Here is a 13,202-nt window from a genome sequence, read left to right as displayed (position 1 = left end):
GGATCGCGTTCGCCGCGGTTCCCCTGATCGAGGTGCTTCCGCCGATACGCGAGCGGTCTCCTGACGCCTTGGTGTGCAAAACTGCGAGGCGCCAGGAGACCGCTTGCGGTCGACGGTATTCGGTGCCGGTGCCCGCCGGCGGAACAACGGGCTCCCTTTGTGTGTGGATGCACGCCAGAGGATTCCGGCCCCCAGCCACGAAACGGGCCGGGTGAGATTGCTGACGCAGCGAATGGCTTTGACGATGGCCTGGCCTGCTTGCAGCCCACAGGTGGATTGATTTCTCTCCAGCCGAAGCCTTGCGAGGCTTCGGCGCCTTTGTCGTGGGCGAACGGAATCGTGCATCGCTGCTCTTGCCAGCGCTCGGCCCAAACTGGACGGCGTTCGGTTCCGTTTGATCAGCGACGGAGGGCCGCCGCGCTTTCATTCTTCCCGCATGTGTCGCTGACGGTCGTCAGCACCATGCCCTGGCAGCCCCGGTCCTCAAGGCTGCAACGCGGTTCGCCGCGTTGACCGATCCAGTCCGCTTCGCACCGACCGCCGCGGACGCGCGTCGCCACGACGCGGGTGCTTTTCATGTTCAACCCTTCGGGAGGTATCCGCTCCCGTCAGGGCGTGGTGCTCCCGGTCTTCAACCAACAGGAGAAAACCATGTCCCTTGCGCTCGCATCGGCACCTTTGAGTGCTGAACAGGCCCGAGCCGAATCCATCGGCTACCAGGCCCTGGCCTGCGTCGGCAAGCGCCTGCCCCTGCAAGTGCTGTGCAGCGCAGCCGGCCACTACATCGGCACCGCCGATGCGGACGGCCCGGTCTCGCGGGAGTCGGTCAGCTACTTCCGCTCGCACCACGCCGCCGAGCACGCCCTGCAAACGGGCCGCTGGCAGCAGCGCCTCCACCCGTGATGTCCAACCACCAGGAGCCCATGTCATGAACCGTGCCCTGCCTCAAGAGGTACTTGATCAGATCGAGCTGGAACACCAGCACTTCGCCGCCGCGCCCCAAGCCTTCTTCGAGGCGTGGAAACGCGGCGTCGACATCGCCGGAGCCGAATGGTTCGGCGACGGCACCCGCGAAGGCCTGCAGCGTGCCACCACCAAGTGGGATCTGCGGCCGAAGCTGCTGATGCTCAACGATGCCCTCGGCGTCCTGAGCAGCGGCCAGCGGATGTTCCTGTCCGCGATGGTGAGCTTCTACAACGCCCGCGAGGGCGGTGCGATGCTCAAGCGTTGCGGCTTCGAGGGTCTGTCCGACCTGGGCGGCCTCGACCTGGAACGGCGCAAGGTCGTCGCCGACCTGACGCTGAACTACAACGGCTGGTGAGCCGCGCTGCGGCCTGCCGACGTTCTTCTTTTCTTCCCACCCCACGAGGGACATGCGTCCCTGCATGGGGCCATGTCCCTCCTTTTCTTGAAAGGAGTGATTCATGTCCCCTGACTTTTCCATCGGTCTGCTCGTGACCGACGACGACATCGATGCGGTCATCCTTGAAGGCTGGCCGGCCGACGTGCGCAAGCCGCGCATCGTGGTGTTCGACTACGCCGGCAATGATGTGCCCGACGAGTATGTGCTGCATGTCAGCAGCGGAACCCCGAATACCGGATTGACCGGGCGCGAGGTGTTCCCGGTCGAGTACGGACCCGACTGCCGCTACCCATCGCCCGCTGAAGTCCTTTCGGTGCTCGATGCACCTAAGCCGGCCGGAAAACCTTCCGCGCTGAGCATCGCCCGCAACGTGCACCAGAGCACCCTCAACCTGGATGCGCGGCTGGATCGCCTGGAGCAGGCGCCGACCGGCGACGACTACAACCGCCTGTACCAGCTTGCGAATGGCGGCCTGCTCGACCTGTTGAAGGCGCTGGGCGACCCGTCCTCTACCGCTGCCGGCTGACCGGCTGCCACTTCATCCACCCGCTGGGGTTCAATCCCCAGCAGGGGATTGCCTCGGCCATCCCCTGCTGGAGAAATCCCATGTCCTACTCGAACAACAATCCCTTTGTCCGCGGCTACGACGGCCTGTCCGTCCAGCGGCTGCTCGCCATCTCCTACGACGACGACTGCCCGCTGACCTACCTGCCGCTGCATCCTTCGCAGTCGAATCTGCCGGACAGCCAGGTCGAACGGCGGGCCTGCATCTTCTCGGACGACTTCGTGCTGATCACCGAGGACCAGGTGGTCCCCAACGAGTTGCAGGCGCAATGCCGCAGCCACGGGCTCGCCCGCAACGTGGTCTATGCCGTGATGGCCGAGGAAGACGGCAAGCCACTGCACGTGGGCGACACTTACTCCGAAGAAGCGGCGCGGGAAGTCGTGCGGCGCCTGCGCTATGAAACCGGCTACTACAGCCGGTGCTGGGAAATCAGCAGCGCGCACCTCGACGCCGACGCACACCGCTTCCTCGCCGAACTGGCGGACATCGCCACGCCGACGCTGTTCCTGTTCGTCGCCTTCCGCATCCCGTACGGCCCGGCCATCGGGTTGAAGCTGATCGCCACGCCCTGGACCGACGAGAACCTGCGCGCGGTCGAAGGCATCACGGCCAAGCGGCTGATGCAGGAGCATCGCAAGAAGGGCATGCCGGAATCCCTCATGCACGTGCTGCACCTGGCCGCGCTCGCCGACGTGCGCATGCTGGTCTTCGATGCCGATGCGCAGGTGCTGGACGGCCTGCCGATCTACGACGACTGACACCACCTTTCGAGCCCCCACGCGGGGCTCGTATTCTTTCTGGACGAAGCCGGTGGACGCGCAGTGCCGATTCCCCCGCGTCGCTGGCCCACGCCTGACGCACGCTGCTCGCATGTTCGCTGGCGTTGCCGGCAAGCATGCCCAGGCAGTCGAGACCTTCGAGGCTGCGGCACGGTTCGCCGTGCTGGTTGCTATTCCTTCTCCGGGCGCATGTCGCGTCCATCCACCTCACCCCCAAGGGACACACCTCCCTTGCGGGCGGAAGTCCCTTGGTTGCCACAAGGAGTCTTCCATGGATACCCAAGCCATCCGCGCACAGATGCCGACGCTGGTTCGCGGCCACGTGCCTTCCAACGTCCGCAGCTTCAAGTTCAACATCTTCGACGGCCAGCCCAAGGTTTCGACGCTGGGCTTCCACGTTGATCCCAAGCCCTTCGAGGGCAAGGTCATCGCCACCACCGACGAGGCCATCGTCGTCAAGACGGGGCGGGCCGAGTTCGCGGTGCTCGACAAGGCCCTCGTCACCGACGTGCCCGACGAAGGCGCCAAGGTGCAGGTCGAACCGTATGCGCGGCGCCGCTTCGACGGCTTGCGCGCGGATACGCCCGAGGAGAGCACTGAGTTCACCGCCGACGGCCAGCCGTACACGGTGAAGCGGCTCATCCTGGGTTCCGCGCCGGCCAAGCTGCCGATCCCCGAGCCGCAGTGCCCCGAGCTGCAGGAGCTGATCCACCAACTGGAGCAGTTGCCCGCGCCCGATGGATTCCGCCGCATCACGCACCTGCTGGTGGATGCCGGCGCGCGGGACTTCACGGTGGTCGATCCGAGCCCCAGCAACATCATCGCCACGCCGCCGGCCATCGGCTTCACCGTCGCTTCGGCGAAGTTCCAGGGGCGCGTCACCGTGCTCTACGAACGCGGCCTCGACACCTACGCGGTGGAGCTGCATCGCGAAGGCGAGCTGGTCGAGCGGGTCGATGAAGTGTTCTTCGACACCTTGGGCCAGGTGCTGGAGCGGCTGATCGACGACGGGAGCTGGCGCCTCATCCGCGTACAGCGCCTGTCCGGTCGCAAGCCCGTCCAGCACTGATCCCCTCACGTCCCCAAGCGGCTTCCCGTCCTCGCGGCGGGAAACCTTCTTCCTTCACCGTTGGAGACCACTTCCATGACTGTTCGATTCAAAGGCACCGAGCTTCGGCCCGTGCTTGCCGAGGCGGCGGCCAACCAGTGCCGCGTCATCCTGGTCAAGGACCAGGGCGTGTATTTCATGGCCGAGCACGGCGAGAGCCGGCCCGATGGGCGGCGCAAGACCATCGCCTACGCCGTGGGCTGCAACCCCGATGTCGATGCGTTCGACGACTGGTGGGAACTGGCGCGCGCCGAATTCGGCGGCGACGACTTCGGCGAGTTCTTCGCCCTGCAGGAACGGGTCCTCACCCGTATCCTGCACAGCGAGGACGACCTCGAAGTGTCGGCCACGGTCACGCACCTGTCGATGCAGGCGGTATCCGCTGCACCGGCCGGCCACTGACCGTACTGCTTCCCAGCCCCCTTCACGGGGGCTTCTCTTTATCTCGTGCCGCGGCCCATGGCCGCATCGCACGCGCTCGTCTCCAGTCCGGCTCGGGCCGCTCACGCCGGCATCTGCCGGTGCCACCGCCTGGTGACGCCTGCATGCGAGACCCGTTCAAGATCGAGCAACCGACCTGCATCAGCTTCAGCGGCGGCCGCACCAGCGCGTACATGCTCTGGCGCGTGCTGCAAGCCAACGGCGGCCTGCCCGCAGATGCCGTCGTCTGCTTCGCCAACACCGGAAAAGAAGTGGAAGCCACCTTGCGCTTCGTGCGCGACTGCGCCGAGCACTGGCAAGTGCCGATCCACTGGCTGGAGTACCGGCCCATCGAACCGGGCTTCGTGGTGGTGGACTTCGATACCGCCAGCCGCGCGGGCGAGCCCTTCGAGATGCTGGTCCGCAAGCGGCAGTACCTGCCCAACCCGGTGGCGAGAGGGTGCCACTAATGCGGACAGCCGCCGGTGCCGATTGCCGCTCGCGCGGGCGCGCGCCTGGCGCCACGCTGCCGCCATGTTCCGCTGACGCCCGTCAGCAGCATGCCCAGGCAGTCTCGATCTTCAAGACTGCGACGCGGTTCCGACCGCGTTGATCAACCAGTTCGCTCCGGCATCCCAGCGCGAACAGCCATCGGTTCTCCCGATGGTGATGCCACCCAAGCTGTTCCTTCAACCCACGCGGGGGTTCCACACCTTCCCCGCCTTGGGTCGGGTGTGTCTCCGCCTCATTGTTCTCAGGAGATTCACCATGACCACTTCCACCGACAAGTCCTACTTCGACCTGCACATCACCGGACTCGGGTATCTCAATCGCATCCGCGAAGTGAAGCCCAAGAAAGGCGATGCGTTCCTGGCCTGCGACATCGCGGCGCTCAACGGCCCCAGCGATGACGTGGCCTACGTGCGTTTCGACACGCGCGTCTCGGGCTCCGAAGCGCAGCACCTCGTGCGCCGCTGCATCCAAGCGGTCGATGCCGAGAAGAAAGTGATGATCGGCTTCCGTCTGGGCGACCTGTGGGCCGACACCTTCACCTACTCCAAGGGCAAGCGTGCCGGCGAGCAGGGGGTGAGCTTCAAGGCCCGCCTGCTGTTCGTCAGTTGGATCAAGGTCGACGGCAAGCTCGTCTACAAGGCCGAGCCCAAGCCGACCGATGCCGACCAGCGCGACGAACGCGACGTGCGTAACACGGATGTCCCCGCGACGTTCGCTGAGCCGCAAGCCGCTGCGTTCGAGCCCGCCAGGCCCGCCGCCGAAGCTGCCGACGAAGCCACTGCCGATGCGCCTGCATTGGAAGTTGCCGAGTCGTTCTGATCCGCAAGGCCCCGACTCTGAATTGAGTCCGGGGCCTTGTCTTCTCCCACTCGCGTGCGCATGCGACCGTCGCCATGACGGCCGTGTGCGTGATCGCAGCTTCGTCCGCAGGAGTTCTTCATGATCACCATTCCCGGCCAATTGGCCATCAAGACCATCCACGGCCGTAACGGCGACTTCAACGTCGGGCGCCTTGCGACCTCCATCGGCGAGTTCGTCGTGAAGAACGCCGAACTCGACCAGTACGCCGAAGGCAAGTACGAGGGCGATTTCGCCATCGCGGAGATTCGCCCGTCCACGTACACCGCCAACGGCCGCATGGTCATTGAGATCCGCGCCCTCCTGGGTGGGATGACTTTGTCCAACATCGACGCCCTGAGCCGTGACGACGCCCGCCGGCTGAGTCCGCAGGAAGTCGATCCGATCGACGAGGAAGCGCAGACCGCCACGCCGACGCCGACGACCGCCCCCAAGGCGGCCGGCCGGAAGAAGGCGCGCAGCTCGCGCGACCCGCTGGTCGATACCACGCCGTTCGGCAGCGAGCCGGCTGCTGCGTCTGCCGAGGCTACGGCCCATGCGGACGACGACGGCGACGCGGCGCTGTTCGGCACACTCTGGCCGCTGGGCGATGTCGTCAAGCTCGATGCCACCGTGGATCGGCGCGTGCTGCGTCAGCAGCGCGACCGCCTCGGCGACCTGGGCTACGAGTTCGCTCCGCTGTCCCAGGACTGGCACCTCACCAGGGTCTGATCCCATCGCCATTTCGCGCCGCATGCCTGCGGCTTTCCACCACCCGCCGGGGCTCCTTCCCCGGCGGGAGGACTCCGGCCCTTTCTCACAGGAGTCATTCCATGGGCTGGACATTCGTTCGATTGACGCGCGATCAGTTGATCCGCGAGCTGACCGCAACCGAGGAAACCGAGCGGTCGCGCAGTGAGGTCATCGACCACACGCTGGTCGGCAACGTGCTGTGGACGGTGGCGCGCGTCACCGCCAAGCAGGCCGGCGTCCTGGGTCTCGCACCCGGCGAGTCGGCCACCTTGATCGGCTGCCATCTGCTGGAAAGCGAGGGCCGCGAATGGGGCTACAAGTTCCTGGTCGAGGCCGAGCACCCGTACTACTACTCGTGCCCGCTGCGCTATCTCGACATGGCGCCGCAGCGCTGCGCCACCTGGCGCGCAAGGGTGCATGCCTTCCACCAGCAGCCGACGCGCAAAGCGGCCGGCGATGCAGCCACCGACTGAGGCGAACATGGACACCCTCATGTCGTCCTTGCGGCCCGAGCTGCTTCGCTTCGTCGAAGACCAGTTGGCCAACAACGAGGTTTCCGACGACGACGAACTGCGCGAGCACTTCATCGCCAACGGCCTGAGCGAAGAACAGGCGTGGCAGGCACTGACCTACCGCGCGCTGTACCTGCGACACGTCTTTCTCGACGGCTTCACGCCGATCCTCAAAGGCCAGGAAGCGCTTTGCTTCAACCCGCACAGCCGCGGCTGGGAGCCGGTTCCGAACCCATAGGCCGGCCTTCACGCGGCGCACTTCTTCATCCCTTTCATCAGGCCCTGTTCAGCAGGGCTTTTCTTCGTCCTACGCAATCGCACGCATCCGGCCTCGGCCGCTGGATGCCGATTGCTCCATTCCGCAAGGAGATCATCATGCAACTCGCATCTCGCTTCGCCCCTCGTTCCCCGGTGCTGCGCGCCGACCATCCGTTGTCGGACGATCAGATTCGCACCGTGGCCCCATCCATCTTCGCGGACACCCCGCACGAAAGCCGCTCCGAACGGTACAGTTACATCCCCACGGCGGCTGTGCTGACCGAACTGCGCAGAGAAGGTTTCCAGCCGTTCATGGTGCGCCAGACCCGCGTGCGACACGAGGATCGCCGCGACTACACCAAGCACATGCTGCGCCTTCGCCACGCCAGCCAGATCAACGGCGCCGAGGCGAACGAGATCATCCTGCTCAACTCGCACGACGGCACCAGCAGCTACCAGATGCTCGCGGGCATGTTCAGATTCGTCTGCCACAACGGCCTGGTGTGCGGCGACACCTTCGCCGACGTGCGCGTGCCCCACAAGGGCAACGTCACCGATCACGTGATCGAAGGCGCCTACGAGGTGCTGCACGGCTTCGAGCGCGTGCAGGACTCGCGCGACGCCATGCGCGTCATCACCCTCGACGACGGCGAGGCCGAAGTCTTCGCCAGGTCGGCGCTGACCTTGAAGTACGACGAGTCGGGCAAGGCCTTGCCCATCACGGAGACGCAGATCCTGCGGCCTCGTCGTTTCGACGACAACCGTGCCGATCTTTGGTCGGTCTTCAACCGGGTTCAGGAGAACCTGGTCAAGGGCGGCCTGACTGGCCGTGCCGCCAACGGGCGCCAGCAGCGCACGCGACCCGTTCAGGGCATCGACCAGAACGTCCGGCTCAACCGGGCGCTTTGGCTGCTCGCGGATGGCCTGCGTCAGCTCAAAGCCTGACCCACAAGCGGATCGTGCCTCGCGGCATGGTCCGCTTTTTCTTTGGCGGCGCTGTGCTGCCAGCGCACCACGTTCAGTTTGGTTCGGTGTAACCCTAATGCGGCAATTCGCTGCCGCCGCGAAAATTGCGGTTCGACTGCATACCTCCCTGGCTTTTCCTCCCTGAGCCAAGCAGTCATCTTTGCCGCCTCGGTGTTCCCGGGGCGGTTTTCTTTTATGGCCGTCCTTCCAGGCCGCGGGCGATGCGCCAGCGCAAACAGGGTTGGACGCTGGGTCGGTTTTCCGCTCCCGCTGTAGGCGCACCTTGGCGCAGGCTATGTCCCATGTCCGTCGGCGTTGCCGACAACATGCCCAGGTAGTCCAGACCTTCAAGGCTACGGTGCGTTGCGACGCACGGTCTGATTCTTCACCACGACGCTCACCGCGTCTTCTTCCATCCCCCTGGGGCAGTGACTGCCCTCGCGGTTGGTGCTGTCTCCGCTCACTTCGAGGACATCACCATGCCTGCACCTTCTTCCCCCAAGACGCTCTATCGCATCGACGAATGCCCCGACCTGATGGCCGATGGCGTCGTCGGTGACGAGAACGGCAACCTGGTCTTCATCTCCCTCTGGGCGCGCGACACCGCCGTCCAGGAATTCCTGGCCCGCCTCACCCTGGGCCGGGACGAACAGGGACTGGATCAGTTCCACGTCATCACCGAGCAGGGCGCCAGCATCCCGGTCTTCGTCGGCAACGTCGAGAACCTGGAGAAACGCAGCGCACGCGCCTACCGGCGCACGCTGTTCGGCTCGCTGACCAACATCTGGCTGTTCGATCGGCGCTGCGTCAAACCCGACAAGGCCAACGCCAGCGCACTGGCGCTCCTGCCTCGCGATTCCACGCACCGGCTCGACCGGCTGTGGACGCTGGTGCGGGACACGTGCCCGCTGCCGCTTCTCGATCCCTGGCGCGACAGCGTACTGGAACTGCTGCAGGCGAAGTCGATGCTGACGCGCCTGCCGTTCGCCCTCGGGCCTCTGGAAGGCCATCGGCTCGCCATCGACGTGCCGACGCTGACCGAGGTGCTGGGCGGCCTGATCCGCAGCGGCGCGCTCGTCGGCGGCGCACCCGCCAGCCGCACCCCCTCGGCGCAACCGCTCGAAGCGGTGGCTTGAGGTTCCTTCACCGGACATGCACGCGCGCATGTCCGCATCCCTTCATCTTCAATGCCAGGAGATTCCCATGGCCCTCATGTTCCCGCGGCTCGCCCGCAACTTCGTCAAGAACGGGCACTTCCCCACGGATGAACCCACGCTCGAAAGAGCACTCACCGCACTGGCGCCCGCCGAGGCCTCGGCCGGGCCGCTGTGCATCCTCGATCCCTGCGCCGGCGAAGGCGTGGCGATCGCCGAAGCCGCGCACGCCCTCGGGCGCGAGCAGGTCCAGGCCTTCGCCGTCGAGTACGAGGCCGAGCGCGCACGCCATGCCCGGCAACTGGTCGATCGCTGCATCCACGGCGACCTGATGGACACACTGATCAGCCGGCAGAGCTTCGGCCTGCTGTGGCTCAACCCGCCGTATGGCGACCTGTCCAAGGACACCAACGGCAACGTCGGCTACCAGGGCCAGGGCCGCGCTCGGCTGGAAAAGCTGTTCTATCAGAAGGCGCTGCCGCTGTTGCAGTACGGCGGCGTGCTGATCTACATCGTCCCGCACTACGTGCTCGACGCCGAGCTGGTCGGATGGCTGACCCGGCACTTCGCCGAGTTGCGCATCTACCGCGCGGTGGACACGCAGTTCAAGCAGGTCGTGATCTTCGGTCGCAAGGTTCGCCAGCGCGACCAGGCATCGGAGTCTGTCAAGGCCACGCGCGCGCTGCTGCTGCAGATAGGTCTTGGCGACGCCGAAGCGGAAGAGCTGCCAGTCGAATGGCCGTTCCTGCCCTACACGGTGCCTGCCACGGCCGAGCCGGAGCACTTCTACCGCGTGACGATGGAGCCCGAGCAGTTCGCCGAGGAAGTCGGCCGACTGCAAGGGCTCTGGCCGACGCTCGACACGCACCTGGGCGCCGCGCAGCAGTCGCTGCGGTCCCCGGCGCGAGGTTTATCGCATTGGCATCTCGCCTTGGCACTCGCCGCAGGTGCGATCTCCGGAGTGGTGAAGTCCAAGACGGGCCGCGTGCTCGTCGTCAAAGGCGACACCCACAAGGAGAAGACCTTGCACACGGAGTACACCGAGCGCGACGACGGTTCCGTGGCCGAGACGCGCATCCTGACCGACAAGTTCGTGCCGGTCATCCGTGCCTGGGACATGACACCAGGCTCGCCGACCTGCGGCGAGGTGTTGACCATCCGCTGATCGCTGTTCCCTGACGGTCGCCGTCGATCTGTTCTTCCACTGCGGCTTCGCGCCGTTCTTCTCTTCCCACCCCGGGGCATGCCATCGCCCCGCAGGGGGAGGTGCATGCCCCATCTTCTTTGGAGCATCACCATGTCCCTCGATACCGAAGTCGTTCCCGCCGCTGATGGCACGCCCGTCCAGAGCGACGTGCTCGAAGCGACTGCTTCTCCCCTGGCGATGAGCCTTCAGGATTTCGTTGCCGAATTCGGCGACGAGCTGCTGGACTCGCTCAACCGCGCCAACCCTCCCGTCTACACCGGCCAGGCCCGGCCGCATCGCCAGCTCGTGCTGGCCAGTCTCAAGCGCAAGCTGTTCGGCGCGCAGGCCGAGGTGGTGCATGCCGTTACCGAGCTGCTGGCCGACCGCGGCGAACGCGCCGCGATCGTCAATGGCGAGATGGGCTGCGGCAAGACCACGGTCGGCATCGCCACGGCGGCCGTGCTGCACGCCGAAGGCTATCGCCGCACGCTGATCCTCTCGCCGCCTCACCTGGTCTACAAATGGCGCCGGGAAATCCAGGAGACGGTGGCCGGCGCCAAGGTCTGGGTGCTCAATGGCCCGGACACGCTGGTCAAGCTCATCAAACTGCGCGAGCAATTGGGCGTGCCGGTACGCGGCCAGGAGTTCTACGTTCTCGGTCGCGTGCGGATGCGCATGGGTTTCCACTGGAAGCCCGTCTTCAACGTGCGGCGCACGCGGCACGGCGAAGTGGGCGCATGCCCGGACTGCGGCCAGGTCATCACCAATCTCGACGGCGAGCCGATCAACCCGGTCGAACTCGAAGCCGAGGACTACCGCCGCCGGTGCAGCCATTGCGCCGCACCGCTGTGGACGCTGATGCGACCGCGGAGCCTGTCCGCCAGCGACCAGTCCACGGCCGTCTTCAAAGCCTTGCAGCGCATCCCGACCATCGGAGAGGTCACGGCGCATAAGCTGATGAAGAAGTTCGGCGACGGCTTCCTGGCCTCAATGCTGGGCGACAACATCCACGAGTTCATCAACCTCATGGATGCCAACGGTGAGCTGGTGTTCTCGGATCGTCAGGCGCACCGCATGGAGCGGGCGATGGCGAACATGGAGTTCGGCTTCGGCGAGGGCGGGTATCAGCCCAGCGAATTCATCAAAAGGTACTTGCCGCAAGGCACGTTCGACCTGCTCATCGCCGACGAGGCGCATGAGTACAAGAACGGCGGTAGCGCCCAAGGCCAGGCCATGGGCGTGCTCGCAGCGAAGGCGCGCAAGGCCTTGCTGCTCACTGGCACGCTGATGGGCGGCTACGGCGACGACCTGTTCCACCTGCTGTTCCGAGCCCTGCCTGGGCGAATGATCGAAGACGGCTACCGCCCGACCAAGAGCGGCAGCATGACCTCGGCCGCGATGGCGTTCATGAGGGATCACGGCATCCTCAAGGACATCTATTCCGAGAGCACGGGCACGGCGCACAAGACGGCCAAGGGCAGCAAGGTCTCGGTGCGCACGGTCAAGGCGCCGGGCTTCGGCCCGAAGGGCGTGCTGCGTTGCGTCCTGCCGTTCACGGTATTCCTCAAGTTGAAGGACATCGGCGGCAACGTGCTGCCGTCCTACGACGAGGAGTTCCGCGAGGTGGCGATGGACACGGCGCAAGCCGCGGCTTATCGCGATCTGTCGTTTCGTCTGACCTCGGCGCTGAAACAGGCGCTGGCCAAGCGCGACACGACGCTGCTCGGTGTGGTCCTCAACGTGCTGCTGGCCTGGCCGGATTGCTGCTTCCGGTCGGAGACGGTGGTGCACCCGCGCACACGCCAGACCTTGGCCTTCGTTCCGGCTCAGTTCAACGAGCTGGAGGTGATGCCCAAGGAGCGCGAGCTGATCGAGATCTGCAAGCAGGAGAAGGCTGCGGGTCGCAAGACGCTGGTCTATTCGGTCTACACCGGCACGCGCGACACCACGTCGCGCTTGAAGGTGCTGCTGGAGCAGGAAGGCTTCAAGGTGGCGGTGCTGCGCGCAAGCGTGGATGCCTCCCGCCGCGAGGACTGGATCGCCGAGCAGTTGGACCGCGGCATCGACGTGCTGATCACGAACCCCGAGCTGGTGAAAACCGGCCTGGACCTGTTGGAGTTTCCGACGATCGTGTTCATGCAGTCGGGCTACAACGTCTACAGCCTGCAGCAGGCGGCCCGGCGCTCATGGCGCATCGGCCAGAAGCTGCCGGTTCGCGTGATCTACCTCGGCTACGCGGCTTCCTCGCAGATGACCTGCCTGGGGCTGATGGCGCGAAAGATCATGGTCTCGCAGAGCACGTCGGGAGACGTGCCCGAGTCGGGATTGGACGTGCTGAACCAGGACGGTGATTCCGTCGAGGTGGCACTGGCCCGGCAACTCGTCGCGGCCTGATCCACCCACCCACGCCGGCTGCCCTTCGGGGCGCCGGCTTCTTTTTTCCGTGCATCGATGGCGCGCGATGAAGTCGGGCGCCTGCCAGTTCCCTTTGTTTGCTGCCCGAACGCTTCGCGGCGGCGATGGTGAGGGCTCCGTGTTCCAGGGAATTGCCCCATGCAACCACTCACCTGCGTCGCTCACCGCTTGGCTGTGCCTGCCTTGCTGGCCGGCTGCGTGCTCATCACCGGCTGCGCCGCCACGGGCACGACGAGCCCTCCCACTGTCCATGACTCGCTCCCCGAGCCTGCGGTGTTGGTCAGAACCATCGCCCCGGAGCCCGAGCCGGGCCTGATCCCGGTGGCCCGCTACGGGCGCTACACGCTGGTCGAGATGGTGCCGGAACCGGCAC

At 65.8% G+C, this 13,202-nt stretch carries 15 protein-coding genes and 1 pseudogene; all 16 read left to right on the top strand.

Annotation, left to right across the window (positions count from 1 at the left end; genetic code table 11):
- Positions 1-651 precede the first annotated feature (651 nt).
- Positions 652-903: a hypothetical protein gene (locus AOZ49_RS13025; protein ID WP_003454891.1), complete on the top strand. Its 252-nt coding sequence runs from the start codon at positions 652-654 to the stop codon at positions 901-903.
- Positions 904-928: 25 nt separating this feature from the next.
- Entirely contained in the window at positions 929-1,321 is a 393-nt protein-coding gene (locus tag AOZ49_RS13020) for a hypothetical protein (RefSeq protein WP_003454890.1), read from the top strand.
- Positions 1,322-1,424: 103 nt separating this feature from the next.
- On the top strand, positions 1,425-1,889 hold the full coding sequence (locus tag AOZ49_RS13015) for a hypothetical protein (protein WP_054475731.1): 465 nt from the start codon (positions 1,425-1,427) through the stop codon (positions 1,887-1,889).
- A gap of 80 nt (positions 1,890-1,969) precedes the next feature.
- Positions 1,970-2,686 (top strand): DUF5983 family protein, encoded by a 717-nt coding sequence (locus AOZ49_RS13010; RefSeq protein ID WP_016451644.1) that lies wholly within the window; start codon positions 1,970-1,972, stop codon positions 2,684-2,686.
- A gap of 292 nt (positions 2,687-2,978) precedes the next feature.
- Complete coding sequence (locus tag AOZ49_RS13005) at positions 2,979-3,776, top strand: hypothetical protein (RefSeq protein ID WP_003454887.1); 798 nt, start codon at positions 2,979-2,981, stop codon at positions 3,774-3,776.
- A gap of 75 nt (positions 3,777-3,851) precedes the next feature.
- A complete protein-coding gene (locus AOZ49_RS13000) occupies positions 3,852-4,217 on the top strand; it encodes a DUF3085 domain-containing protein (RefSeq protein WP_003454886.1) in 366 nt (121 codons plus the stop codon).
- 143 nt (positions 4,218-4,360) lie between these two features.
- The gene (locus tag AOZ49_RS12995; protein WP_003454883.1) at positions 4,361-4,705 is read left to right on the top strand and encodes a hypothetical protein; all 345 of its coding nucleotides are present in this window, start codon (positions 4,361-4,363) and stop codon (positions 4,703-4,705) included.
- Positions 4,706-5,003: 298 nt separating this feature from the next.
- Positions 5,004-5,567, top strand: coding sequence for an STY4534 family ICE replication protein (locus AOZ49_RS12990; protein ID WP_003454879.1), 564 nt, complete (start codon positions 5,004-5,006; stop codon positions 5,565-5,567).
- 120 nt (positions 5,568-5,687) lie between these two features.
- Entirely contained in the window at positions 5,688-6,317 is a 630-nt protein-coding gene (locus tag AOZ49_RS12985) for a DUF3275 family protein (protein WP_003454876.1), read from the top strand.
- A gap of 101 nt (positions 6,318-6,418) precedes the next feature.
- Positions 6,419-6,811: a hypothetical protein gene (locus AOZ49_RS12980; RefSeq protein ID WP_003454873.1), complete on the top strand. Its 393-nt coding sequence runs from the start codon at positions 6,419-6,421 to the stop codon at positions 6,809-6,811.
- A 7-nt stretch (positions 6,812-6,818) separates the two neighbouring features.
- Entirely contained in the window at positions 6,819-7,088 is a 270-nt protein-coding gene (locus tag AOZ49_RS12975) for a hypothetical protein (RefSeq protein WP_054475729.1), read from the top strand.
- Positions 7,089-7,225: 137 nt separating this feature from the next.
- Positions 7,226-8,053: a DUF932 domain-containing protein gene (locus AOZ49_RS12970; RefSeq protein ID WP_054475727.1), complete on the top strand. Its 828-nt coding sequence runs from the start codon at positions 7,226-7,228 to the stop codon at positions 8,051-8,053.
- Between the two features lie 500 nt (positions 8,054-8,553).
- The gene (locus tag AOZ49_RS12965) at positions 8,554-9,210 is read left to right on the top strand and encodes a hypothetical protein (RefSeq protein ID WP_004265557.1); all 657 of its coding nucleotides are present in this window, start codon (positions 8,554-8,556) and stop codon (positions 9,208-9,210) included.
- A gap of 67 nt (positions 9,211-9,277) precedes the next feature.
- Complete coding sequence (locus AOZ49_RS12960; RefSeq protein WP_054475724.1) at positions 9,278-10,393, top strand: DUF6094 domain-containing protein; 1,116 nt, start codon at positions 9,278-9,280, stop codon at positions 10,391-10,393.
- 132 nt (positions 10,394-10,525) lie between these two features.
- Positions 10,526-12,808: a helicase-related protein gene (locus AOZ49_RS12955; protein WP_016451645.1), complete on the top strand. Its 2,283-nt coding sequence runs from the start codon at positions 10,526-10,528 to the stop codon at positions 12,806-12,808.
- 159 nt (positions 12,809-12,967) lie between these two features.
- Positions 12,968-13,202 (top strand): annotated as a pseudogene (locus AOZ49_RS33965) (pilus assembly protein PilL); the annotation flags it as partial.

This window comes from Achromobacter sp. 2789STDY5608615, from assembly GCF_001298995.1.
Classification (GTDB): domain Bacteria; phylum Pseudomonadota; class Gammaproteobacteria; order Burkholderiales; family Burkholderiaceae_B; genus Achromobacter; species Achromobacter insuavis.
This window is presented reverse-complemented; position numbering and strand designations above follow the sequence as displayed.

Bases quoted from the DNA above. Each gene is read 5' to 3' on its own strand.
- AOZ49_RS13025 (WP_003454891.1), top strand. From the start codon at position 652: ATGTCCCTTGCGCTCGCATCGGCACCTTTGAGTGCTGAACAGGCCCGA.
- AOZ49_RS13020 (WP_003454890.1), top strand. From the start codon at position 929: ATGAACCGTGCCCTGCCTCAAGAGGTACTTGATCAGATCGAGCTGGAA.
- AOZ49_RS13015 (WP_054475731.1), top strand. From the start codon at position 1,425: ATGTCCCCTGACTTTTCCATCGGTCTGCTCGTGACCGACGACGACATC.
- AOZ49_RS13010 (WP_016451644.1), top strand. From the start codon at position 1,970: ATGTCCTACTCGAACAACAATCCCTTTGTCCGCGGCTACGACGGCCTG.
- AOZ49_RS13005 (WP_003454887.1), top strand. From the start codon at position 2,979: ATGGATACCCAAGCCATCCGCGCACAGATGCCGACGCTGGTTCGCGGC.
- AOZ49_RS13000 (WP_003454886.1), top strand. From the start codon at position 3,852: ATGACTGTTCGATTCAAAGGCACCGAGCTTCGGCCCGTGCTTGCCGAG.
- AOZ49_RS12995 (WP_003454883.1), top strand. From the start codon at position 4,361: ATGCGAGACCCGTTCAAGATCGAGCAACCGACCTGCATCAGCTTCAGC.
- AOZ49_RS12990 (WP_003454879.1), top strand. From the start codon at position 5,004: ATGACCACTTCCACCGACAAGTCCTACTTCGACCTGCACATCACCGGA.
- AOZ49_RS12985 (WP_003454876.1), top strand. From the start codon at position 5,688: ATGATCACCATTCCCGGCCAATTGGCCATCAAGACCATCCACGGCCGT.
- AOZ49_RS12980 (WP_003454873.1), top strand. From the start codon at position 6,419: ATGGGCTGGACATTCGTTCGATTGACGCGCGATCAGTTGATCCGCGAG.
- AOZ49_RS12975 (WP_054475729.1), top strand. From the start codon at position 6,819: ATGGACACCCTCATGTCGTCCTTGCGGCCCGAGCTGCTTCGCTTCGTC.
- AOZ49_RS12970 (WP_054475727.1), top strand. From the start codon at position 7,226: ATGCAACTCGCATCTCGCTTCGCCCCTCGTTCCCCGGTGCTGCGCGCC.
- AOZ49_RS12965 (WP_004265557.1), top strand. From the start codon at position 8,554: ATGCCTGCACCTTCTTCCCCCAAGACGCTCTATCGCATCGACGAATGC.
- AOZ49_RS12960 (WP_054475724.1), top strand. From the start codon at position 9,278: ATGGCCCTCATGTTCCCGCGGCTCGCCCGCAACTTCGTCAAGAACGGG.
- AOZ49_RS12955 (WP_016451645.1), top strand. From the start codon at position 10,526: ATGTCCCTCGATACCGAAGTCGTTCCCGCCGCTGATGGCACGCCCGTC.